Raw genomic sequence first — 21,204 nt, forward strand, 5'->3', positions numbered from 1 at the left:
GGCACTTCTTCCACGATTAAACATTTCGCCGAGACTAACCAACGTCCCCACTTCTGCGTAGGGAGACGGCGCAGTGTTTGTAGGAGGGTTGGTGGGAGTGGGGATCGAAGGTGGGGTGGGTGAGGTGGTTGGTTTTCGGGTCGTGCATGGGGAGGAAGACGTGGCCGGGGCGGACCGTGTCGCGGACGACGGCGCGGGCGCGTAGCGAGCCCCGGCGGGAGCGGACGACGACGGTTTCTTCGGGAGAGATGGAGAGGTGGGCGGCGTCGTCGGGGTGGATTTCGATCCAGAGGTCCGGGCGGTGGAGCTTTCGTAGGACGGGGGATCGGTCGGTGCGGGTTCCGGTGTGCCACTGGCTCGACGACCCGCGGCCGGTCATGAGGACGAACGGGTACGCCGCGTCGACGTTCTCTTCCGGTGGTCTTGGCGGGTCAAAGCAGAAGCGCGCGCGCCCCGTCGTCGTGAAGAAGCGTCCGTCTTCGAATAGCCGTCGTTCTCGCTCGGGTTCCACGGCGCCGGTGGGGTGCGGCCACTGGATTCCGGCCTCTTCTTCGATCGCGTCGTAGCCGGCGATGCCCGTAATGTCGCACGGGCGACCGGCGGACATCTCCTGCATCGAGCGGAACACGTCTTCGGGCGTCTGCCAGGCGTCGAACAGTTCGCCCACACCCCAGTATTCGGCCACGAGGCGGAAGATGTGGAAGTCGGCGAGCGCCTCGCCCGGTGCCTGGCGCATCTTCTTTACCAGGCCGATGCGCCGTTCCGAGTTGATGAACGTTCCGTCTTTCTCGCCCCAGCCGGCAGCGGGCAGCAGAATGTCGGCTTGCTGCGCCGTTTCGGTGTCGGCGTAGAGGTCTTGAACGACGAGCACGTCGAGTTTGCTCAGCGTCTCGCGGAACTCGGTCTGGTTGATCCAGGAGTGCGCCGGGTTTGTCGCGATGATCCAGAGTGCGCGAATCCGGCCGGCTCGGATCTCCTCGAGGATGCCATCATAGGGCAGGCCGTTCTCCCGGGGGATCCTCTTCTCGTCGATCCCGAGGATACCCGCGATCTTGCTGCGGTGGTCCGGGTTCGTGAACTCGTGTCCGGCGAACAGCGAGGTGGTGTTGCTGAAGAGGCGTGAGCCCATCGCATTGCACTGCCCGGTAATGGAGTTCGCACCGGTCCCGGGGCGTCCCATGTTCCCCGTGAGGAGGGCGAGATTGATCAGCGCCTGCGCCGTTCGCACCGCCTCGTGACTCTGATTGACGCCCATCGTCCACCACAAGGAGACCCGTCGCCCGGTGTGGATCGTCTCGGCGAGGCGGAGCACCGATTCCGCCGGGAGTCCGATCGACGCGGCCACGGCGTCGGGCGTGAACGGGCGCACATGCGACGCGAATGCCTCGAAGTCTTCGGTGTGGGCGTCGACGTAGGCTTGGTCGATCCAGCCTCGGTCGATGAGGACGCTCGCGACCGCGTAGTAGAACGCGAGGTCGGACTTGGGCCGGATGGGATAGTGCTGCGTCCCGGCCGTGGCCGTCTCGGTCCGGCGGGGGTCGATCACCACGACCTCGGGCGCGTGCCGGTTGCGGCAAATCCGCTCCCAGAGAATCGGGTGCGCGACGCAGAGATTCGACCCGGCCAACACGATCACGTCTGACTCTTCGAAGTCCGCGTAGGTGTACGGCGGCGCGTCGAACCCGAAGGCTTCCTTGTACGCGACGACAGACGTCGCCATGCACTGGCGCGTATTCCCGTCGCCGTGCTTCATCCCCATTCCGAACTTGGCGAGGGCCCCGAGGAACACCATCTCCTCGGTCGGGATCTGGCCGGTCCCGAGGAACGCGAGCGCCTCAGAGCCATGTTCCTCCGCGACGGCACGGAACCGCAGCACCATCTCGCGCAGAGCCGGGTCCCATCCCACCGGTTCCCATTCCCCTCGCGCGTTGCGCACCTGGGCTCGCGTCGCGCGTCCCGGATCATCGAGGGGGGCGAGTGCTTCCCAGCCTTTGGGACAGGCCATGCCGAGGTTTACCGGATAGTCGGGCGCCGGCGACAGGTTGATCGCTTGGCCGTCCCGGAGATGGCCGGTGAGCGCACAGCCTGTTGAGCAGAAGCCGCAGACCGTTCGCGTCGTCGAGTCCGGGGTGAGCCGTCGCGGGAGCTGACCGAGGCCGTAGCGACCGGGCGAGCGCAAGAGGTCGCGCGTTAGAGGGCCGTCGTGTGTGTGCAGGAACATCGAAAACTTCGCGTCAGAGGCCGGGCATGGCGCGGGCTGCTTCCGCGGCGAAGAAGAGGCGTCGGTCGAGGAATTCGCCGAGGGTCAGGGTGAGGAGCGCGAGGCCGGCCACACCGGCGGCGGGCAGGTCGCTTCCGACGAGGGACGAGCCCACCGCGGCAACCACCAACAAGAGCCCGACGGCTGTCACAGCCACTCTCGCGTGAACGCTGGAGCGAAGCGGGCCCCGCAAAAGGCTTCGCGATCTCTCGAGGTCGTGGCCCGACGCCGGTGTCTCCGTGAACCGCTGGACACGGACGAGGCTCGCCCCGCCGACGACCACGGCGAACAACCCGCCGACGAGCAGCCGACCCGAAGAGGGAGCGCCCGCCGAGAGCGCCGCGACGACAGTCACGCAGAGCATCCCGGCCCCACCCAGGAGCAGTTGGGTCGACCCGAAAGCGGCAATCGTTCGGCCCGCCGACCACCACGCGCGCCCGGTTGCGGCGTAGACACCGATGGAACACGCCGTCGCCACGATTCCCGCGAGGAGTGCTGCCCAGCGGGCGACAACTGCTCCGTTCCCGAGTGCTTCCGCCAAGACGGCCGCACAAAGGGCCGCGAGGTACGCACCAAACGCGAGGATCTCGCGGCTCATCCACGACGTTCGCCATCCGAGGACGGCCCGGAACGCCTGCGTGGGCCGCCCCAGATGCGCGATGGATCCCGCGAGTCCGATCACGGCCGCACCGAGGGCGAATGCGAGGAGCCCGAGTCGGCCGGAGGCCGCGGGACCGACGGTTCCCCGCGCCACGGCATCGAGGACCAGGATGCCGGTCGAGAGCTGTACGAACACGAGCATGAACGCGAGGGGCGCGTGGGCGTGATTCGGCTTCACGAGCGCGGCGTCCGCCGGAACGATCGGCCGGGCGGGACGCGCGCTCACGTATCTCGTGGTGGGTCGTGTGAGGCTCGAGTCGGGTAGGTACGGGTCGAGTCCGGAGAGGAGCGCGCCGGGCTCGGCCGTCGTGGAGACGATGTCTATCGAGATGGCGGAGGTCGGGCAGCCCTGCGCGCAGGCGGGCGCCTCTCCGCTTGAGAGTCGATCCGCGCAGAGGTCGCATTTCCGTACGATGCCGAGAGAAGCGTCGAAGCTTGGCACGTCGTACGGGCAAGTGAGTACGCAGTACTGGCAGCCGATGCACTGGTCGTCGAGGTGTCGAACGATTCCGGTGATCGAGTCCTTCTCGTAGGCTTGTGCAGGGCAGCCGCGGAGACATCCCGGGTCGATGCAGTGATGACAGGCGGTCGTTACCGTCTGTTGGTCGCCGGCGGAGGTGCCGACATCCACGACGAGGCCGACCTCGCGCCAGGCCTCGTCGGGCCGAAGGCCGTTCAGGCTGTGGCACGCGGTCACGCAGGCCTTACAGCCGGTGCACGCATCCAGGTCGACGCGAAACGCGAACTGCTCGCCAGCACCGGGGCTCCGCTCGGTCGGCAGCAGTTCCCGATAGTGCGCAGCCAGGAGTGGCTCTTCCGCGTCTCGGTGATGTTGCGCGAAGCGTTCGACAGCGGTGAGCTCGCGTTGTTCCGCGAGGACTCGCTCGAGCAGCGAAGAACCGCTCGGCGGGTAGGCCGAGGCGGTCATGCCGCACGTCCCGGGCAGCCGAGTTCGGCGCCCAGCGATTCCGCGGGAGGGAGCTGAACCCAGACGGCCTCGCCCCGAATCTCGACGGGAAACGTCCGCACCTGGTAGCTCGGATCGCTCAGGCCATCTCCGGTGTGCAGGGAGAAGGTCTTCTTGTGCAGCGGGCACGCGACCTTGGGTTCCCCTTTGTGATCTCCGAGGAGCCCGCGGGCGAGGACCGTGTCCTTGCGGTGCGGGCACGTCGCCTGCGTGGCGTACCACTCCGCGCGCCGCGAAAAGTTGTAGATCGCGATCTGTTCGTTTCCGTAGCGGACGGCGGCACCACCGTTCTCCGGGAACTGGTCGACCTGGCCGAGCCTCTGCCAAGTCCAGGCCTTCTTCGGCGGGACGTGGCCATTGCGGTGGATCGGTGTGGGAGCGGGCCAAGCGGCCGGCCGGCGTTGCCCGCGCTCGCGGACGAAGGGCAGGGCCTCGCCGGGCGCACGGTCGTCGGCGAAGTGCTGGAATCGCTCGCGGAGTTCCGGCGATTCGACGACGGCTTTCCACTCACACTCGTACGAGTCGATGAGTTTCTGCATGTCGGCTTCCAGCTGGTCGGCGATCCCGAGGGAATCCTCGAGGACGACCGTCCTCAGGTACTCGATGCCCCCGTCAAGGTCCTCGAGCCACCGCGCCGTTCGTTGGAGGGGCTTTGCGGTCTGGATGTAGAACATCAGGAAGCGATCGAGGATTCTGAACACCTCTGCGCTGGTAACGTCGGTCGCGAACAGGTCGCCGTGTCTGGGGTTCGAGCCGCCGTTGCCACAGAGGTAGACGTTCCAGCCGTTCTCCGTGGCGATGATGCCGAAGTCCTTGTTCTGGGCTTCCGCGCATTCGCGCACGCAGCCGGAGACCGCCGACTTGAGTTTGTGCGGGGCCCGAAGGCCGCGGTATCGCTCCTCGATCTCGATCGCGAAGGCAGTCGAGTCCTGGACGCCGTAGCGACACCACGTGGAGCCGATGCAGCTCTTCACGGTACGCATCGCTTTGCCATAGGCGTGGCCGCTCTCGAACCCGGCTTCGACGAGCTGCGCCCAGATGTCGGGCAGCTGGTCGACGCGCGCCCCGAGCAGGTCGATGCGCTGGCCCCCGGTGATCTTGCAGTAGAGGTCGTACTTCTTCGCCACTTCGCCGAGTACGATGAGCTTGTCGGGCGTGATCTCGCCGCCCGGGACGCGGGGGATGACGGAGTAGGTGCCGCCGCGCTGGATGTTTGCGAGGAACCGATCGTTGGTGTCCTGGATCGTCGAATGGCGGACGATCAGATCGTTCCAGGTCGCTGCGAGGATGGAAGCAACGACGGGACGGCACACCTCACAACCATCCCCGGTCCCGTGGCTGTCGAGGAGCGCGTAGAACGTTTCGATTCGACCGAGCTTCACGACCCAGAACAGCTCCTCGCGGCTATAGGCGAAGTGCTCGCAGACGTTCCGACTCACTTCGCGGCCGGATTGTGAGAGCGCGTTCTCGAGGACTTGGGTGACGCTTGGGATGCAGCCTCCACAGCCGGTCCCGGCGCGGGTGCACGTCTTCACCTCGGCGACGGTAGAGAGGTCGTCGGCCGCGATCGCCTGAAGGAGGTCTCCCTTGGTGACGTCGTTGCAGGAGCATATCTGCGCGTCATCGGGCAGCGCGCTCGCCGTGTCGGTGGCCGTGCCGTTCGCTCCGAAGAGAAGTTCGTGCGGCCGCTCGGGGATCGGGCCGGCTTCCTTCGCGATACGCGCCAAGGTGGCGAAGGGCTCCGCATCGCCGACGAGGATGCCGCCGACGAGCCTTTCGCCCTCGACGACCAGCTTTTGATAGACGCCCCGGACCTTGTCCTCGAAGGAGACGCTTCGCACCTCTAGCGGACGTGCCTGATCGGCGAATGCGTCGCCAAAGCTCGCGACCTCGACGCCAAGGAGCTTGAGCTTGGTCGAGAGGTCGGCGCCGGTGAAGGAGGCGTCCTCGCCGGTGATACGCCGGGCGAGTACGTCCGCCATGGTGTAGCCGGGGCCGACCAAGCCGTAGACCATCCCGGAGTGTAGAGCGCACTCGCCGATCGCGAAGATGTGCGGATCGCTCGTAGTCAGTCCGTCGTCGATCTGGATGCCGCCTCGTTCACCAACGCTCACCCCGCACGCCCGGGCGAGTTCGTCGCGCGGGCGGATGCCGGCGGATACGATGACCATGTCGACGTCCAGCGGTGGTGCGTCGTCGAATTCCAGCGCGCAGACCTCTCCAGGGCCGACGATCGCTCTGGTCCGTGCTCCCGTGTGAACGTGAACGCCGAGGGCTTCGATCGAGGTCCGCAGGATCTGCGCCCCGGCCGCATCCAGCTGCCTGGGCATCAGCCGGTCCGCGAACTCGACGATGTGGGCTTCGAGCCCCATGTCGACCACGGCCTTCGCAGCTTCCAGACCGAGGAGCCCGCCCCCGATGACGGCTGCCCGCCGCGACTTGTCGGCCCACGCTCGAATCCTTTCGAGGTCTTCGATCGTGCGGTAGACGAACACGCCCGGCGTCTCGACTCCGGGAAGCGGTGGAACGAAGGGAGAGGATCCCGTGGCGAGGACGAGTGTCTCGTAGGGCACGCTGCGGCCGGCACTTGTGGTGATCGAACGAGCGTTCCGGTCGATCGACTCGACGCGTTCGTTCACGTGCAGGGTATACGCGGTATTGGCGTACCAATCCGGATCGGCGATCCCGAGATCTTCCGCGCTCTTGCCGCCGAAGAACTCGCTCAGATGCACGCGGTCGTATGCGGGGCGAGGCTCTTCGCCGACGGCGGTTACGAGGAACTGCCCGGTGGTGTCGCGTTCGGCGAGCTTCTCACAGAAGCGGTGGGCGACCATCCCGTGCCCGACGACGACTACGCGCGTCGGCGCGACATCACTGTTCGTAGTTCGGTCCATGCGCCGTGGCGATCGCAACCCACGTGCCAGCCGAAACCCGAGTGTTCTTGAGGGCCCCTCGTCGTCGGGGCCAAGGGCCGCTCGAATTCTGGACAGACGTGCCCACGACAAGAGCAGTGAGGCCGTCGTGACTCCACCACACTAGAGCTGCGTCCGTGCCGAGGCGGGTGGTTCGATGCTCGCCGGAAGGCAGAGCTCGTTCTCTACACGCGTGTCGAGTTCCAGGTCCCCGAAGAGACCGGCCGGGCGGACCGCGCCGATGCGCTTCCGATGCTTCGGCTCGTCCGCTGCGCGAACTGCGTTGTAACATGTCACGTGCAGGCCGGGATTCGCCGGGGCGGCTCCGCCGATGGTTGCCGCGAGACACAGCCGCACGGGCTTCTTCAGATCGTAGAGTCGGTCTTCGAACGTGTCTGAGATGCGCACCTGCTGCCCGTCGGGAAAGCTCGAGGGCGACGAGACCTTCACGCGATGGCAAAGTTAGGGATCGGCCAGCGCGTCCCCCGGGGGAGCGGGCACGGCACCGAGTCCGAGCGTCGCGCAGGAGAGGAGTAGGCCGGTGCCCTGCGTGTCGACCGGGAGCTCGTCGAATTTGTCGTGCAGGAGGACGCCGCTCCACGTCGGTTGCTTTGTCTGACCGGACGAGCGCTTCACATCGTAGGTCAGGCGGTGGATCTCGCTCTCGGCGATCGGCTCCCCGTCGAGTTCCGCGGGCGGGCAGACCGCGCCTAGGCGCTTCACGTCGTCCCCGTTCCCGTGCCACCGAAGGAGCCGAGCGCTTCGCCGTTTTCGCGAAGCTTGTTGAACGACTGGTTGCCCTCGACCCATTGGGTATCCATCCGGTGTGCCGAGAACCAGGACCCCTTGTTGGTCGGCTCGCCGTTGTCGACCGATAGCTCCAACTCGGCACACTGATTGGGCCGGGGCTTCCCCCGGTACGAAGGCGAGCAGCCCCCACTTCACTCCCGACCATCCAACTATTTTCGTGACTCCTAGTGCGGTGCGGCTCCACAAGGGGTGCAGAGCCGGGCTTGGGAGCATCTTCGCGCCCGCGCCCCTCGGAAGCGGCGCCCTCGTGGGAGTGGAGGACTGGGGGGGTGCAGGAAGTGCTCGTTCGGCCAGATCCAAGACTTGCGGACTGGGCTTCCCGTCACAAATGCCTTTTCACGCACTGGCAATCGGATCCAGGCGCGCGCGGAGGTTCGCCATGGTAACCCATCGTGGTCGATGGCCTTCTTGCTCGACTCGAGAAACGGTCCCGCGTTCGATCTGCCTGCCCCAGTCGAGGGGGCGCAAACGTGGATCGCCGCGTCCGTCCCGCGATCCGGGAGCACTTTGCTTTGCCGGACGCTTTGGGACACCGGCGGAGTGGGTGCACCCAAGGAGTATTTGAACGCGATGCAACTCCGCGACTGGGAGGTCCGACTGGGAACGTCCCTTGTCGCTCGCGTCGGGTACGGACTCCTGACCGGTCGGGCGAGCGGGTTGGCTTCCGGAGCGGGATGGACCCAGGAGCGGTTCGCGGCTCACGTCGAGCGCGTTCGTTCCCGGCGGAGCGATGCGAGCGGTCGCTTCGGACTCAAGATCCACTACCACCACTTCGAGAATTGGTTCCTTACCCGGGGCTGGAGCGTGGAGGATCTGCTGGCACCGCAGCGGTGGGTGCGGATCTCACGCGAGGATCGCGTAGCGCAGGCTGTCTCGTGGGCTCGCGCCTTACAGACCGGTCGGTGGACGATCCATCAGCGCGCGTCGACGCCGTCGTTCTACCGTGCCTCACAGATTGATAGGCTCGTTGCCGAGATCGAACGCCAGGAAGCCGGATGGGACGACTACTTTGCGTCGCGGGGCATCGCGCCTTTCCGGCTAACGTACGAGGAACTGGTCGGCGACCTGCAGGGGACGATCCGGCGGGTCCTCGGCTTTCTCGGGGCGCCGAATGCCGCGGACGCATGCGTTGCCGACGTGGCGCTCCGCCGGCAAGCGAATGAGGTCAACGCTCGCTGGATCGAGCGTTATCGAGCATCGCGCATGCTCGGCTCTGGTTGAGGCTCAAGAAGCAGATCGCGTAGACGTTGCCGCTTCTCGTCCGTGAGACCGAGGGTGTTTCGTAGGTACCCGTCCACGGATCCATCGCGCTCGACCATCGCATCCAAGCCGGCCTGGAGGTAACGCGGCTCGACGCGGACGAGCGGGCCGACCCGGCCCGGGTTGCTCCGAAAAAGTGAGGTGACCCAGATGATCGCAAGCTGCTGCTGGATCTTGTCGTGCGTGTAGTGGTTTGTCAGGAGGAAGTCGCGCATGACCGTCTCTTCGGGCACCCCGACGGCGAGTAGGACGAGTGCGGCGGCCATGCCTGCGCGGTCCTTTCCGGCGGTGCAGTGTAGGACCGCGGGAAGGCCGTCTTCTTCCAGAAGGTGATCGAACATCGTGCGGTACTGATGGGCGAACTGCGTCACGAAGGCCCGGTTGCCGTCCACTAGGAACTCGCTGAGATCGAGCCCCTCGAGGTCGCCGGTCATGAGCTTGTACTGCAGCTCTTTCGGGTCGACGCCGGGCGTATAGATCTCGGGTTGGATCACCAGGGGCGTGTCGTCGTCGGGCAGTCGGTCGGGTTGGTCCTCTCGCTCGGCCGGGCTTCGGAAGTCGCACACCAAGTTGACGCCCAGGTGGTGCATGTAGTCGAGGTCGCCGTCGCTCAGTCCGGAGAGTTGGCCGGAGCGGTACACGCGGCCCCAGCGGGTCGTATGGCCGTCGGAGGTTCGGTAGCCGCCGAGGTCGCGGAAGTTGTCCATGCCTTGGAGCGGTAGCTGGCGCTCGGCGAGCGAGACCTTCTCACCGCCGGGGAGCTCGATCTCCAGGTAGGGGCGCGTATCGAACGGGAGCGAAGCAATCTCGGCGTGCCCGCTCTCGAGATGTCCGACGGGTGCGCTGTGGTCGATCTGCTCGGGCGACGGGCCGGCGTAGATCGGGAGCTTCGCTCCTGTCGGTCCATTCTCCCAGCGCACGACGAGTGTGCCGCCCTGTCGTTCTGCCAGCGGATCGCTCGCACCAAGGGGCGTCCGGTCGCTGCTCTGGCAGCCGGCGAGGAGGAGCAGGGCGACGGCGGCGAAGGCCGATGGCAGGGCGGAGGCCTGGAACGTGCGCATGCAGGCGTTATCCCGTTCGCGATGCCCGACGGCAAGCATCGGTTCCTACGGGAGGTGGGTGCGGAGCCACGGCGTGAGCTCGAGCGCGAGTCGCCGGTGCATCTCGGTCGTGGGATGGCCGTCGTCCGGGATCAATACCTCTTCCCACGGAAGTTCCGCCAGCGCGCCTCGCGTGACTTGGAAGAGGGAGAGGAACGGAACGCTCCGCCCTTCGCTCCAGGTTCGAGCGCTGCGCTCGAGATTTTCCGCGTGGAGGCGATGCGCTTCCGGCGCTCTAGGCACGAGGGTTCCGAGCGCGTACACGGCGACGAAGAGTGGGATCTCGTGCTTCTCCAGTTCGTCGGCCAGCGCATCGAGGTATGCGGCGCTCTGGTTCCACTCTGCTTCGAAGGCCTCGGGCGGGACGACGATCGGAGAGACGGGATCCGGCGGGTAGGCGGGAAGAGGGGTATCCCGGTTCTTTCGAATCTGCGCTTCGAGAGGGGTGTCCACCGGCGGAGAGGTGAGGGTGCGAGCGAGTGTCCAAAGGTGCGGAGCGGGCTTGTCCACCAAGACAGGCAGAGCGAAGTAGTTGGACTCCTTCGCTCGATCATCCCAGAGGTCGTTCTCGTACAGAACGAGGAGAACCGCGTCGGGTTCGAGCGCGAGGTAGCGCGGGACGTTCGCGGCGTACTGCAGCGGGCTTCCTCCCTGCATCGCTGCGCTCACGACGGACCAGCGACTCCCGTTCAGGGCCCGGTCCAGGCGCGTCGGCACGCTCTCCTCGGCGGGGACACCGTGGCCCTCCGGGATCGAGTCGCCGATCACAAGAAGGCGACGATCCGTTTTGCTCTCGATTGCCGGTCCTCGAAAACCGTGTGCGTTGATTTCGTAGTCGACGACGTACGACGGACGTTCGGCGCGGTACGTCGATCCCGGCAGGAACATCGCCCCGTAGGGTCGCCGCGAGACGATGTACGGGTTCGCCTCGTACGGATCGATCGTGCTTGGCGCCGGCGGGGCCGGCAAGGAGTCGGGGAGCCCGAACGCGCGCAGCAGGAGCTCCGCTGCGATGAGCGCCGTCACGAGAGACGCGGCAAACAGCGCCCAGCGGGAGGCTCGGATCATGCCGCTCTCGCCGTCGTGTGGCATGGCCCCGAGTCCGGGGGCTCACTTCTCGAGGATGGGCGGCTCGAGCGAGATGGCCATTCCCGGGTTGTGCCGCGTATGGATCGCTTCAAGTCGAGCCTCCATGGTCTGGATGAACGGATCCTCCGCGGGCGGCAGAATGAAGAACTGGCGTTCTTCGATTCCGCGGAGCACGCGCTGCGCGATGTCCTTCGGCAGCATCGGGGATCCGGCCGTGAAGGAGAGAAGGCTCCCTTCGTAGACCTCGCGCTCCGGTGTCGAGGGGCCCGTGGCTTCGAGTGGCGCGGGGCGGTTTCGCCCGGAGTCGCCGATCCGCGTGCGGACGATTTCCGGGCACAGGACGGACACGCCGACCCGGGGGCACGCGGACTCGAGTTCGAGGTGAAGCGTTTCGCTGAGGGACATCACGGCATGTTTGCTCGCGTAGTAGGCGGCGAACCCGGGCGAGTTCGTGAGGCCGGCCATCGAGGACGTGTTCACGATGTGGGTTTCTTCTTCCTGTTCCATCAAGAGCGGCACGAAGGTCCGGAGGCCGTTCACGACGCCGTAGAAGTTCACGCGAAAGACCCACTCGTAGTCTTGCACCGATTGCTGCCACGAGTTGCCGCCGACGGCGACACCCGCGTTGTTGCAAACGACGTGCACACCACCGAAGCGCTCGACCGCTGCCTTGCCGAGAGCTTGCACGGCTTCGGCGTCGCCCACGTCGGTCGGGACCGACAGGCATTCGACGCCGGAGGCGCGCAATGTGTCCTCGACCGTGGCGAGAGCGGAGGCCTCGATGTCGGCGAGCACGAGGCGCATGCCGCGCGCGCCGAAGGCTTCTGCGAGCGCGGCGCCGATGCCGCTTGCGGCCCCGGTGACGACCGCGACACGATCCTTGAAATCTCTCATGAGGGTTCCTCCCGTTGGTGTTCCGAATCCCTACCAGCCGTCCGCGGCCGGGTCGAAGCGGAGGGGCTTCCGCTGCGTTCCGTTTCTGGGTACGAGGGGGCGTGACCGAACCACAGGACGACAGCAACTTCGGCCCCCTCCGGAAGACCCGGCTACGGGTCGCTTCGTGGAATCTCTGGGGTCGCTGGGGGCCGTGGGAAGAGCGGCAGGAGCCGATCCGCAAGACGCTCGCCCGCATCGACGCCGATGTCATCGGTCTGCAGGAGGTCTGGGCCGAGGACGAGCGCACCCAGGCGAGCGTACTCGCCGACACGTGGGGATTTCATTCCACCTACGGGTCCCGGTTGCCGTTCCCGGACTTCCATCTCGGGATTGGGATCGTCTCGCGGTGGCCGATCGTGGGGAGTGAGGAACGGCCGTTGCCGGATGCGGGAGAACCCGACGAACGCCGGCTGGTGCTGCGCGCCGACATCGACGGACCGCGTGGTCCGCTCCAGGTCTTCACGACTCATCTGAATTGGCGGTTCGACCACAGTCACGTCCGGGTCGCGCAGATTCAGGCGATCGCGCAGTTCATCGCCGAGTCGCCCGAGCGATCTTATCCGCCGATCCTTTGTGGCGATCTCAACGCGACACCCGACTCGGATGAGATTCGCATGCTGACGGGCAAGGCGAAGGTGGCGTCTCCCGGGCTGGTCTTTCACGATGCGTGGGACGTCGCGGGCGACGGTACCTCCGGGTTTACGTGGGACAACGCGAACCCGTTTGCCGCGCGAGACCTGGAGCCGAACCGACGGATCGACTACGTCCTGGCCGGTTGGCCGAAGGAGGGCGGCGCGGGGCAGATCGTCGGCGCCCGGGTCGACGCGACCGAGCCGGCAGACGGCATCCATCCATCGGATCACGCTGCGATCGTGGCCGAGCTCCGCTACTGACGGGGCGCGCTCAGGCTCGTGTGCGTCCCGGCCCTCGGCCTGGGCCACGCGCCAGTAGCCCCAGGGGCAGTGCACGAGATCGAGCTTCAACCCGTCGGGGTCCGGGAAGAACACGCCGTAGTAGTCCTTGCCGTACTCCGGATACTCGGCCGGCGCTTCGAGGACCTCGTGGCCCTCGGCGATCACCCGCCCGCGAAATTGGTCGACATCGTCGCGACGTGCCGCGCGGAAGGCGAGATGATGCCGGCCCATGCAGTACCGATCGAACTCCGCGCCTTCGTTCGCGGCGTTCGGCGGCCGGATCCCGATGCTCGTTAAGCCATTCACGAAGATGACGCTCTTACTGGCGCTCTGTTCCTTGCAGAGTTTGAACCCGAGCCGCCCGAGGGAGTGCTCGTACTAGCGCGTCGACCGGGGCATGTCGTTCATGGTGAGATCGATGTGATCGAAGCCGAAGAAGTCGATGGGTTCCACGCTCAGTCCTCCGTAGTTGGGGCGTCGATCGGCATCCACAGCCGGACCGTGGTGCAGTGTTCGGCATCGCCTCGGGCGTCGACGGTGCTGCGCAATCGTTTCGCGCGGATGCGCATGCTTGCGAGGCGGCGTACTCCGTTGGTGGTGGCCGGGCCGAGGCCCTGGCCATCGTCGAACTGGTCGAGACACCCGCTGGTCAGCAGAAGCAGGAGAAGTCAGGGCGCCCCGCGCGGCAGCGTCACGGCTCGGAAGTCCATTCGACCGGTCACGCCGGGGGCGGCGTACCACGCCCGAGCGTTGACTCCTCGCCACGAGGGCGGTACTTCTCCTGACCGATCGGTCTGACCGATCGGTTTAGGTCAATCGGTCAGCGACAAATGTAGTATCCACAGGGGTCTGCCGTCCATCGGACGGACTTGGGGTCGGGGAGGACAGGGCATGGCGGGCGCAGTCGTCGCGGGGAGTCCGACGGGGGTCGAGGGGCTCCGGGCCCGCGCGGGGAGAGCCGCGGATTGGGCGCGGCAGCACCTTCTGGGCCTGCAGGACGCAGAGGGCTTCTGGCACTTCTCGATGGAAGCCAACGCGACGATGGATGCCCAGTACATCTTCGCGAACCGGCTCCTCGGTCGCTCGGTCCCCGACGTCGAGCGGCGCCTGGGCGACCACATCTTGTCGACCCAGCGCGAGGACGGAAGCTGGGCTCTGTACTTCGGCGGGCCGGGCCATCTCAGCTGCAGCATCGAGGCGTATTTCGCTCTCAAGCTGCTCGGGCACGAAGCGAGCGAGCCGGCACTGACGCGCGCTCGGCACTTCATCCGGGCGAACGGGGGGGCGGCCAAGGCGCAGGTCTTCACGCGGATCTTTCTCGCGTTCTTCGATCAGTTCCCGTGGGCGGGTGTACCCGCGTTGCCGCCGGAGCTCCTCCTCTTGCCCGAACGCTTTCCGCTCTCGATCTATCGGATGTCGAGTTGGGCTCGGTCGACGGTCGTGCCTCTCTTGATTCTGCTGCAGCACCGCCCGTCGTACGACGTGCCGCCGGGGCAAGGCGTGGAGGAACTCTGGGTCGATCCGCCGATGCCGGCCGACGTGCAGTTCCCGCCCGACTCGAAGTTGTTCACGGTACGGAATCTTTTCCTTGCTGCCGACAAGGTGCTGCGGCTGCTCGATCGGCTGCCGGTCCGTTTCCGCAGGCGGGGTCTCGAGCGTGCCCTGCATTGGATTCTCGAACGTCAGGATAGCAATGGGGGTTGGGCCGGCATCCAGCCGGCGATGGTGAACTCCGTTCTCGCGTTGCGGGCCATGGGTTGCGCGGAAGATCACCCGTCGGTCGTCGCGGGGCTGAAGGCGCTCGACGACTTCCTCGCCGAGCGCGAAGGTCATCTGCTCTTTCAGCCGTGCGTCTCTCCGACCTGGGACACGGCGCTCGCCGTGCGCGCGCTGGTGGATGCCGGCGATGCGCCGAACGCGGAGCACGTGACGCGCGCGATGCGATGGCTCGACAAGTGTCAGATCAAGCGCCCCGGCGACTGGGCGGTGCTGCGCCCCGATCTTCCGGCGGCCGGCTGGGCCTTCGAATTCGCGAACGATTGGTACCCCGACGTCGACGACTCGGCGGTCATCCTCATGGACATGGTGCTCGCGGGCGAGACCGAGAGCGAGACGTTCAAGCAGGGCCTCGAGTGGACCCTCGGGATGCAGAGTGCCGACGGTGGCTATGGCGCCTTCGACGCGGAGAACACGCTCGACCTCTGGAACCGAATTCCGTTCGCAGACATGAAGGCGATGATCGACCCCCCGACCGAGGATCTCACCGGTCGCCTCTGTGAGTTGATGGGCATGCTCCATCTCCAGCCGCACGAGCCGCGGTTGAAGGCGGCTCGCGCGTACCTTCGACGGACGCAACGCAGCGACGGTTCCTGGTGGGGCCGGTGGGGCGTAAACTACGTGTACGGCACGTGGTCGGTGATCGCGGGGCTGCGCGCAGTTGGTGCCCGTGAGGACGACGACATGATCGCGCGGGGCAGTGCGTTCTTGCGGGGCTACCAGAACGATGATGGCGGCTTCGGCGAGAGCTGCGCGACGTACGAAGAACCCAGGCAACCGGCCCCCGGTCCGAGCACGCCTTCACAGACGGCGTGGGCCGCGATGGGGCTCATGGCGGGCGATGAGAAGATTACGCCCGAGCTCAACGACGCGATCAGCTACCTCTGTCACGCGCAGTCGCCCGACGGTAGCTGGCCCGAGCCGGAGTTCACGGGCACCGGCTTCCCGGGACACTTCTACCTTCGATACGACGGCTACCGGAACTTCTTCCCGTTGATGGCGCTCGGGCGCTACCAGCGGCTGCTCGACGCGGCCGAGGGATGAGCGAAGAGCTCGAGCGCGCGTACGCGCACTGCGACCAGATCGCGCGCTCGCACTACGAGAACTTCCTGATTGGTTCTCGGCTGCTTCCGAAGGCGGACCGGCGCCACCTTGCGGCGCTGTACGCGTTCGCCCGAGGCGCCGACGACATCGCCGACGAGCCGGATTTCGCGGGAGACCGACGAGCGGCGCTCGACGCATGGGAGCGCGAGCTCGATGAGGCGCTGCTCGCTCGCCCGGCCGGGCCGGTGTTCCGCGCAGTCGCGCATACCGTCCAGGAGCGCCGGCTCAGTGCCGAGCCCCTGCGCGCTCTCCTTCGTGCGTTTCGTTACGATGTCGACTTTCAACCCTTCCGGGATTTCGACGCGCTACGCGCGTACTGCCGGGATTCCGCGAATCCCGTCGGGCAGTTGGTCCTGGGCCTGTTCGGAGTCTGCGACGCGCGCTCGGTTGCTCTGTCCGACGACGTTTGTACCGGGCTGCAGCTCGCAAACTTCTGGCAGGACCTGTCGGTGGATCTCGCCCACGGGCGTTCGTACCTCCCGATCGCGGAAATCGAGGCCTTCGAAGGGGCGGGCGCGGCGCTCGCGGATCGGTCGACCAATCACGGATTCGACGGGCTTCTTTCGTTGCAGTTGGAGCGCGCGCGTTACTTCCTCTCCGCCGGAGAGGAGCTCGCAACCCGGTTGCCGCTGCGTGCTGCAATCGAAGTGCAGATGTTCGCGGGCGGCGGCCTGCGGATCGTAGACCGGATAGAGGAGCTGCGTGGACGGATTCTCACGGAACGTCCCAAGTTACGGCGGGCAGACTTCGCACGGATTTTCACCGGGAGCGTCGTTCGCTCGGTCTTCCCTGGCACGAAGGCGCTCGATCCTCGGACCAGCGCGCGTTCCCGTCGGGCGCGCCCGAAGGGAGTGGTATGACGGCCCCAACTCTGGCGTCGGTTGCGCATGGCTTCTCACTCGCGCCTCGGAGGTCCCTCCAGGACGATCTCGCACGTTGTCGAGCTATCGTAGAGGGAAGCGGCTCGAGCTTTCACTTTGCGTTCTATCTGCTGCCGCAGGCCAAGCGTGATGCGCTGTGTGCGGTGTACGCGTTCTGCCGTGCGGCGGATGACATCGCCGACGCGGCGGGAGTCAGTGCGCCTGCCGACCGCTTAGAAGCGTGGGGGCGCGAGGTGGAGCGGGCGTTCGCCGGTCGGCCGGTGCATTCGATCGGTCGGGCTCTGTCCTGGGCGATCGACTCCTTCGCGCTGCCCCGAAAACCCTTCTTCGATCTGATCGACGGTGTCGCGAGCGATCTCACGACCGACCGATACGAGACGGCCGAACAGCTCGAAGGCTACTGCTACCACGTCGCATCGACGGTCGGTCTTCTGTGCGTCCGCATCTTCGGGGCCGGGCGCGGGGTCGCCGACGACTACGCGGTGTCGTTGGGCAAGGCCTTTCAGATTACGAACATCCTTCGCGACGTGGGAGAGGACGCGGAGCGGGGTCGAATCTACCTTCCGCTCGAGGACCTCGCCTCGGTGGGCTGTCAGCCCGAGACCCTTCTCGAGCGTCGCGCCCTGCCGGAAGTCGGACGGCTCGTTGCTCTCGAGGTGTCGCGCGCGCGTGCGTTATACGCGCAAGCGGGCGCAGCGCTTCCCGAGGACCCGGTGCTTCGCCGCGACTTGGCGCCGGCGGAGGCAATGCATCGGATCTACGCGAGTCTCTTGGACCGAGTGGAAGAGACCGGTGCCCGGGTGGTCGACACGCGGGCGCGGGTGCCGTCCTCTTCGCGGGCCTGGTTGGCGATGCGCGCGTGGGCCGGGGGCGTACGCGCGGCGTGACGGAAGGTCGTCCAAAGCGAGTCGTCGTCGTCGGCGGGGGAATTGCCGGCATGGTGACTGCGCTGGGCCTCGCGGACGCGGGCCATGCGGTCCGGCTACTCGAGCGGCGGCCCTTCCTCGGGGGGCGGGTCTACTCGTTTCACGACGCGGAGCTGGGCCGCGGTCTCGACAATGGGCAGCACGCGATGCTCGGCTGCTACCGCGAGACGCTCGCCTTCCTGGATCGGCTGGGCGTCGCAGGCCTCCTGCATTGGCAGGGGCTGCGCATGGAAATGCGAGAGCACGGTCGGCGCGGGGTCCTCCGGGCCGGTCATGTCCCGGCCCCGTTTCATCTCTCCCGCGCGCTCCTCGGCTATCGGTTGCTCTCGCGCACCGAGCAGTTGGGCGCGATGGTCGCTGCGGTGCGCTTGCTCGATCGCTGGAAGCGCGCGCCGACGCGGCTTGCGGAACAGACGGTGCGCGGGCTCCTCGCGGATCTCGGGCAGTCCGAATCCGTGAGCCGCCGGCTCTGGGATCCGATCGCGATCGCGGCCCTGAACGTTCACCCCACCCGGGCGTGTGCCGCACTTTTTGCCGCCGTGATCGAGAGGGCCTTCTTTGGGCGTGCGCGCGATGCGGCGATCGTCTTGCCGGGGGCGCCGCTCGCGGAGATCTTCGGTGGGCCCGGTGAAGCCGCGCTCCGCCAGGCCGGCGTCGAGGTGTGCTCCCGCGCGGCTCTCGCGCACGTGGATCTCGACGAAACGGGGGAGGTCGCGGGCGTACGGACGCGCGATGGCAACGCGTTCGACTGCGATGCCGTCGTTCTGGCGCTGCCGCCGCGCGCGGTAGCCGGCATTTCGATCGCAGGGAGGCTGCCGGTCGACGTGTTGGGCGGGTGGGTGGATGCTCTCCAGGGCACCGTGCCGATCGTCTCGGCGCACGTTTCCGTCGATCACGCCGTCGACCTGCCCGAGATGGTGGGTCTCATCGGCACGACGACGCAGTGGCTGTTCCACACGGACCTGTTTCAGTCGCGCGGCGCGAATGTCGTGGGCCCGTCCCTCCTAAGTTGCGTGACCAGCGACGCGGGGCATCTCGATGGCTGCGATGACCGGGAGATCGCGCGGACGACGGCGGACGAGATCGGCGCTCTGGTGCCGGAGCTCGGTCCGGTCGACCCGAAGCGCATCCGCATCGTCCGCGAGAAGCATGCGACCATCGCGGCGACGATCGAGGCCACTGCGGCTCGTCCGGGAACGGAGACGACGGTGCCGGGCCTGCTCCTGGCCGGCGATTGGGTGGACACCGGCCTCCCGGCGACGATCGAGAGCGCGGCGCTCAGTGGTCGTATGGCGGTGACGGCGGTTGCTGCAATGCCGTCCGTACGGAGCGGGGCTCCGCGGGGAGCGTGTGCGGCATGACGGTAGCGCTCGCCGCGATCTCGCTGCTGGCGTGGCTCTACCTGTGCTTCTGCCACGGCCGCTTCTGGGTCGGCTCCGAACGCCTGGACGACGGGGATCCCAATCCGCGGCACTGGCCGGATGTCGTGGCCGTCGTGCCGGCGCGCGACGAGGCCGACGTGGTGGAGCGATCGATCGGCTCGCTTCTTCGTCAGGAATACCCGGGGCGCTTCGCCATTATTTTGGTGGACGATGAGAGTCGCGACGACACGGCGACCCGAGCCGAGCGACTCCCGGACCGGCAGGGACGGCTTACCGTCGCCCGCACGCCGCCCCGGCCGTCGGGCTGGGTGGGCAAGATGTGGGCGGTCCACATTGGCGTGCAGGCAGCCCGGCGCTTGTGGCCTGCGGCCGAGTACGTCCTGCTGACCGACGCCGACGTCGAGCACAGTCCGCGCAACCTCGCGCAGCTCATCCGTCGCGCGGAGAGCCGCGGTCTGGATTTGACTTCTCTCATGGTCAAGCTCGATGCAGCGCGGGGCTGGTCACGCTTGCTCATCCCGGCGTTCGTGTACTTCTTCGCCCAGCTCTACCCGTTCCCGCGTGTGAACGATCCGGAGGCGCGCACGGCGGGCGCCGCTGGTGGATGCATGTTGGTGCGGAGCCGGGCTCTCGAACGCATCGGGGGGATGGAGGCGTTGAAGGGCGAGGTCATCGACGACTGCGCGCTCGGCCGGGCGGTGAAGCGCGGTGGTCCTATCTGGCTCGGCCTCACCACTACCGAGACGAGCATCCGTCCGTACACCGGCCTGGACGATATTTGGGCCATGGTCGCACGGAGTGCGTACACCCAACTCGGATACAATCCGTTGCTCGCCGTCGGGACCGTGGTCGGGCTCGCGCTTCTCTTCGTCGTGCCGGTCGTCGCTACGCTGGGATGGATCGTGCACGGCGACGCCCTAGTGGCACTGCTCGGCGCCGGCGCGTGGGCGGTCATGGGAGCGACGTTTGTTCCGACGCTCTCTTTGTACCACCCAGGCCCCATGGCGGCGGTTTGGGCGACGGCGCTCCCGCTCGCGGGCGCGGTCTACGGCGCGATGACGCTGGACTCCGTCCGCCGGCACTACACGGGCAAGGGAGCGGAGTGGAAGGGCCGCGTCGGCGCGGGGGCCGACGCGGCGTCTGAGAAGGAGGCGAAGGTCAGGAGCTCTGGTGCGAGCTGACGCGCTTGGTGCGCGGCACGCGGCCGAACTGGAACTTCGCCATGGTCCAGAGGTCGCGGGCGTTGCTGCCGAGATGCCGGACGACCGACGGCTCGAAGCCGGAGTGCATCTTGCAATTCTGGCACCGGGGATCGCTTCGCTTCTCCCAGTAGTCCCAGTCGACGCCGTTCCAGTACTCGTCCCAGGTGGCGTAGTGTCGCTCGCCGATGAGATAGCAGGGGCCCTTCCAGCCGAGCGGGGTCCGCGTCGGGTTGCCCCAGGGTGTGCACGGGTAGTCGCGGAGGCCCGCGGCGAACTCGAGGAACAGCGGCGTCGACGAGACGGCGTACGACTTCGAGAGCTGCAGAACGCGCTTGAACTTCCGGTGGATCTCGTCGAGGAACAAGAAGTGGTCGCGATCGGCGAGCGCCTCGTAGTGGTAGCCTGGGGAGAGGAGCACGCCCTGGACGCCGAGTCCGGTGAGCAAGTCGAGCATCTCCTCGATCTCGTCCATGCTCGTTTCGCGGAAGACCGTCGTGTTGGTCGAGACGACGAAGCCGCGTCGGATCCCTTCTTCGATCCCGGCGATGGCCTTGTCGAAGACGCCGGTGCGCGCGCAGATGGTGTCGTGTGTTTCTCGCATCCCGTCGAGATGGACGTTCACGAGCAGTCGCGGGTGCGGCTTCGCCTTTTTATAGAAGCGATCGAGAAGGATCCCGTTGGTACACAGGATGACCTGCTTCTTGCGAGCGATGCAGGCATCGATCAGTTCGACGATCTCCGGGTACATCGTGGGCTCGCCGCCGCAGATCGATACGACGGGTGCTCCGCACTCGTCCACCGCGGCGAGGCATTCCTCGAGCGGCATACGGTCTTTGAGGTCGCCGGTGTGGCGCTCGGGAGAGCAGCCGATGCAGGCGAGGTTGCATGCGTACAAGGGCTCGAGCATCAGGACGATGGGGTAACGCTCGTTCCCCTGTATCTTGTTCTTGACCTGCCAGCGGGCCATGTCCGTGGCGATGTGCAGCGGGTACCTCATTCCTGGCCGTCCCTCCCTCTCGAGCGCC

At 66.9% G+C, this 21,204-nt stretch carries 18 protein-coding genes; 8 read left to right on the forward strand and 10 right to left on the reverse strand.

What is annotated here, in order from left to right; genetic code table 11:
- Positions 1 to 34: 34 nt before the first annotated feature.
- From P8R42_10620 to P8R42_10645, 6 genes are all read right to left on the reverse strand, one after another.
- On the reverse strand, positions 35 to 2,221 hold the full coding sequence (locus P8R42_10620) for a nitrate reductase (GenBank protein MDG2305090.1): 2,187 nt from the start codon (positions 2,219 to 2,221) through the stop codon (positions 35 to 37).
- A gap of 13 nt (positions 2,222 to 2,234) precedes the next feature.
- Positions 2,235 to 3,848, reverse strand: coding sequence for a dimethyl sulfoxide reductase anchor subunit (locus tag P8R42_10625; GenBank protein ID MDG2305091.1), 1,614 nt, complete (start codon positions 3,846 to 3,848; stop codon positions 2,235 to 2,237).
- Positions 3,845 to 6,781 (reverse strand): nitrite reductase large subunit NirB, encoded by a 2,937-nt coding sequence (nirB, locus tag P8R42_10630; protein ID MDG2305092.1) that lies wholly within the window; start codon positions 6,779 to 6,781, stop codon positions 3,845 to 3,847. The genes P8R42_10625 and nirB overlap by 4 nt, the downstream gene beginning before the upstream one ends.
- A 141-nt stretch (positions 6,782 to 6,922) precedes the next feature.
- Positions 6,923 to 7,249 (reverse strand): hypothetical protein, encoded by a 327-nt coding sequence (locus P8R42_10635; GenBank protein MDG2305093.1) that lies wholly within the window; start codon positions 7,247 to 7,249, stop codon positions 6,923 to 6,925.
- A gap of 12 nt (positions 7,250 to 7,261) precedes the next feature.
- On the reverse strand, positions 7,262 to 7,522 hold the full coding sequence (locus P8R42_10640) for a hypothetical protein (protein ID MDG2305094.1): 261 nt from the start codon (positions 7,520 to 7,522) through the stop codon (positions 7,262 to 7,264).
- A complete protein-coding gene (locus P8R42_10645) occupies positions 7,519 to 7,683 on the reverse strand; it encodes a hypothetical protein (protein MDG2305095.1) in 165 nt (54 codons plus the stop codon). Before P8R42_10645 ends, P8R42_10640 begins: the two co-directional genes overlap by 4 nt.
- A gap of 325 nt (positions 7,684 to 8,008) precedes the next feature.
- Here P8R42_10645 and P8R42_10650 point away from each other — a divergent pair, with 325 nt between their 5' ends.
- Positions 8,009 to 8,830: a Stf0 family sulfotransferase gene (locus tag P8R42_10650; protein ID MDG2305096.1), complete on the forward strand. Its 822-nt coding sequence runs from the start codon at positions 8,009 to 8,011 to the stop codon at positions 8,828 to 8,830.
- On the opposite strand, the gene P8R42_10655 is transcribed toward P8R42_10650, so the two are convergent.
- The 3 genes from P8R42_10655 to P8R42_10665 are packed head-to-tail and all read right to left on the reverse strand — an operon-like array spanning position 8,797 to position 11,952.
- Positions 8,797 to 9,930 carry a tyrosine-protein phosphatase gene (locus tag P8R42_10655; GenBank protein ID MDG2305097.1) on the reverse strand — a complete coding sequence of 378 codons (1,134 nt, stop codon included), beginning with the start codon at positions 9,928 to 9,930 and terminating at the stop codon, positions 8,797 to 8,799. The two genes, P8R42_10650 and P8R42_10655, sit on opposite strands and share 34 nt — an antisense overlap.
- A gap of 45 nt (positions 9,931 to 9,975) precedes the next feature.
- A complete protein-coding gene (locus P8R42_10660; GenBank protein ID MDG2305098.1) occupies positions 9,976 to 11,061 on the reverse strand; it encodes a GDSL-type esterase/lipase family protein in 1,086 nt (361 codons plus the stop codon).
- Between the two features lie 18 nt (positions 11,062 to 11,079).
- Entirely contained in the window at positions 11,080 to 11,952 is an 873-nt protein-coding gene (locus P8R42_10665) for an SDR family NAD(P)-dependent oxidoreductase (protein ID MDG2305099.1), read from the reverse strand.
- Between the two features lie 101 nt (positions 11,953 to 12,053).
- Here P8R42_10665 and P8R42_10670 point away from each other — a divergent pair, with 101 nt between their 5' ends.
- The 7 genes from P8R42_10670 to P8R42_10700 all read left to right on the forward strand — a co-directional run bounded on the left by P8R42_10670 (position 12,054) and on the right by P8R42_10700 (position 20,158).
- The gene (locus P8R42_10670; protein ID MDG2305100.1) at positions 12,054 to 12,887 is read left to right on the forward strand and encodes an endonuclease/exonuclease/phosphatase family protein; all 834 of its coding nucleotides are present in this window, start codon (positions 12,054 to 12,056) and stop codon (positions 12,885 to 12,887) included.
- 69 nt (positions 12,888 to 12,956) lie between these two features.
- Positions 12,957 to 13,205 carry a hypothetical protein gene (locus P8R42_10675; GenBank protein ID MDG2305101.1) on the forward strand — a complete coding sequence of 83 codons (249 nt, stop codon included), beginning with the start codon at positions 12,957 to 12,959 and terminating at the stop codon, positions 13,203 to 13,205.
- 594 nt (positions 13,206 to 13,799) lie between these two features.
- Complete coding sequence (shc, locus tag P8R42_10680; protein ID MDG2305102.1) at positions 13,800 to 15,728, forward strand: squalene--hopene cyclase; 1,929 nt, start codon at positions 13,800 to 13,802, stop codon at positions 15,726 to 15,728.
- Positions 15,725 to 16,648 carry a squalene synthase HpnC gene (gene hpnC / locus P8R42_10685; protein ID MDG2305103.1) on the forward strand — a complete coding sequence of 308 codons (924 nt, stop codon included), beginning with the start codon at positions 15,725 to 15,727 and terminating at the stop codon, positions 16,646 to 16,648. Before shc ends, hpnC begins: the two co-directional genes overlap by 4 nt.
- On the forward strand, positions 16,645 to 17,556 hold the full coding sequence (hpnD, locus tag P8R42_10690; GenBank protein MDG2305104.1) for a presqualene diphosphate synthase HpnD: 912 nt from the start codon (positions 16,645 to 16,647) through the stop codon (positions 17,554 to 17,556). Before hpnC ends, hpnD begins: the two co-directional genes overlap by 4 nt.
- Complete coding sequence (hpnE, locus tag P8R42_10695) at positions 17,553 to 18,956, forward strand: hydroxysqualene dehydroxylase HpnE (GenBank protein ID MDG2305105.1); 1,404 nt, start codon at positions 17,553 to 17,555, stop codon at positions 18,954 to 18,956. The genes hpnD and hpnE overlap by 4 nt, the downstream gene beginning before the upstream one ends.
- A complete protein-coding gene (locus tag P8R42_10700; GenBank protein ID MDG2305106.1) occupies positions 18,953 to 20,158 on the forward strand; it encodes a glycosyltransferase in 1,206 nt (401 codons plus the stop codon). Before hpnE ends, P8R42_10700 begins: the two co-directional genes overlap by 4 nt.
- Here P8R42_10700 and hpnH read toward each other — a convergent pair.
- Positions 20,136 to 21,176: an adenosyl-hopene transferase HpnH gene (gene hpnH / locus P8R42_10705; protein ID MDG2305107.1), complete on the reverse strand. Its 1,041-nt coding sequence runs from the start codon at positions 21,174 to 21,176 to the stop codon at positions 20,136 to 20,138. The genes P8R42_10700 and hpnH overlap by 23 nt on opposite strands.
- Positions 21,177 to 21,204 lie beyond the last annotated feature (28 nt).

This window comes from Candidatus Binatia bacterium, assembly GCA_029243485.1.
Taxonomy (GTDB): domain Bacteria; phylum Desulfobacterota; class Binatia; order UBA12015; family UBA12015; genus VGTG01.

What these genes read in the sequence shown, in the direction of transcription:
- P8R42_10620 (MDG2305090.1), bottom strand. Translation starts at nt 2,221, where the DNA reads ATGTTCCTGCACACACACGACGGCCCTCTAACGCGCGACCTCTTGCGC.
- P8R42_10625 (MDG2305091.1), bottom strand. Translation starts at nt 3,848, where the DNA reads ATGACCGCCTCGGCCTACCCGCCGAGCGGTTCTTCGCTGCTCGAGCGA.
- nirB (MDG2305092.1), bottom strand. Translation starts at nt 6,781, where the DNA reads ATGGACCGAACTACGAACAGTGATGTCGCGCCGACGCGCGTAGTCGTC.
- P8R42_10650 (MDG2305096.1), top strand. Translation starts at nt 8,009, where the DNA reads ATGGCCTTCTTGCTCGACTCGAGAAACGGTCCCGCGTTCGATCTGCCT.
- P8R42_10655 (MDG2305097.1), bottom strand. Translation starts at nt 9,930, where the DNA reads ATGCGCACGTTCCAGGCCTCCGCCCTGCCATCGGCCTTCGCCGCCGTC.
- P8R42_10660 (MDG2305098.1), bottom strand. Translation starts at nt 11,061, where the DNA reads ATGCCACACGACGGCGAGAGCGGCATGATCCGAGCCTCCCGCTGGGCG.
- P8R42_10665 (MDG2305099.1), bottom strand. Translation starts at nt 11,952, where the DNA reads ATGAGAGATTTCAAGGATCGTGTCGCGGTCGTCACCGGGGCCGCAAGC.
- shc (MDG2305102.1), top strand. Translation starts at nt 13,800, where the DNA reads ATGGCGGGCGCAGTCGTCGCGGGGAGTCCGACGGGGGTCGAGGGGCTC.
- hpnC (MDG2305103.1), top strand. Translation starts at nt 15,725, where the DNA reads ATGAGCGAAGAGCTCGAGCGCGCGTACGCGCACTGCGACCAGATCGCG.
- hpnD (MDG2305104.1), top strand. Translation starts at nt 16,645, where the DNA reads ATGACGGCCCCAACTCTGGCGTCGGTTGCGCATGGCTTCTCACTCGCG.
- P8R42_10700 (MDG2305106.1), top strand. Translation starts at nt 18,953, where the DNA reads ATGACGGTAGCGCTCGCCGCGATCTCGCTGCTGGCGTGGCTCTACCTG.
- hpnH (MDG2305107.1), bottom strand. Translation starts at nt 21,176, where the DNA reads ATGAGGTACCCGCTGCACATCGCCACGGACATGGCCCGCTGGCAGGTC.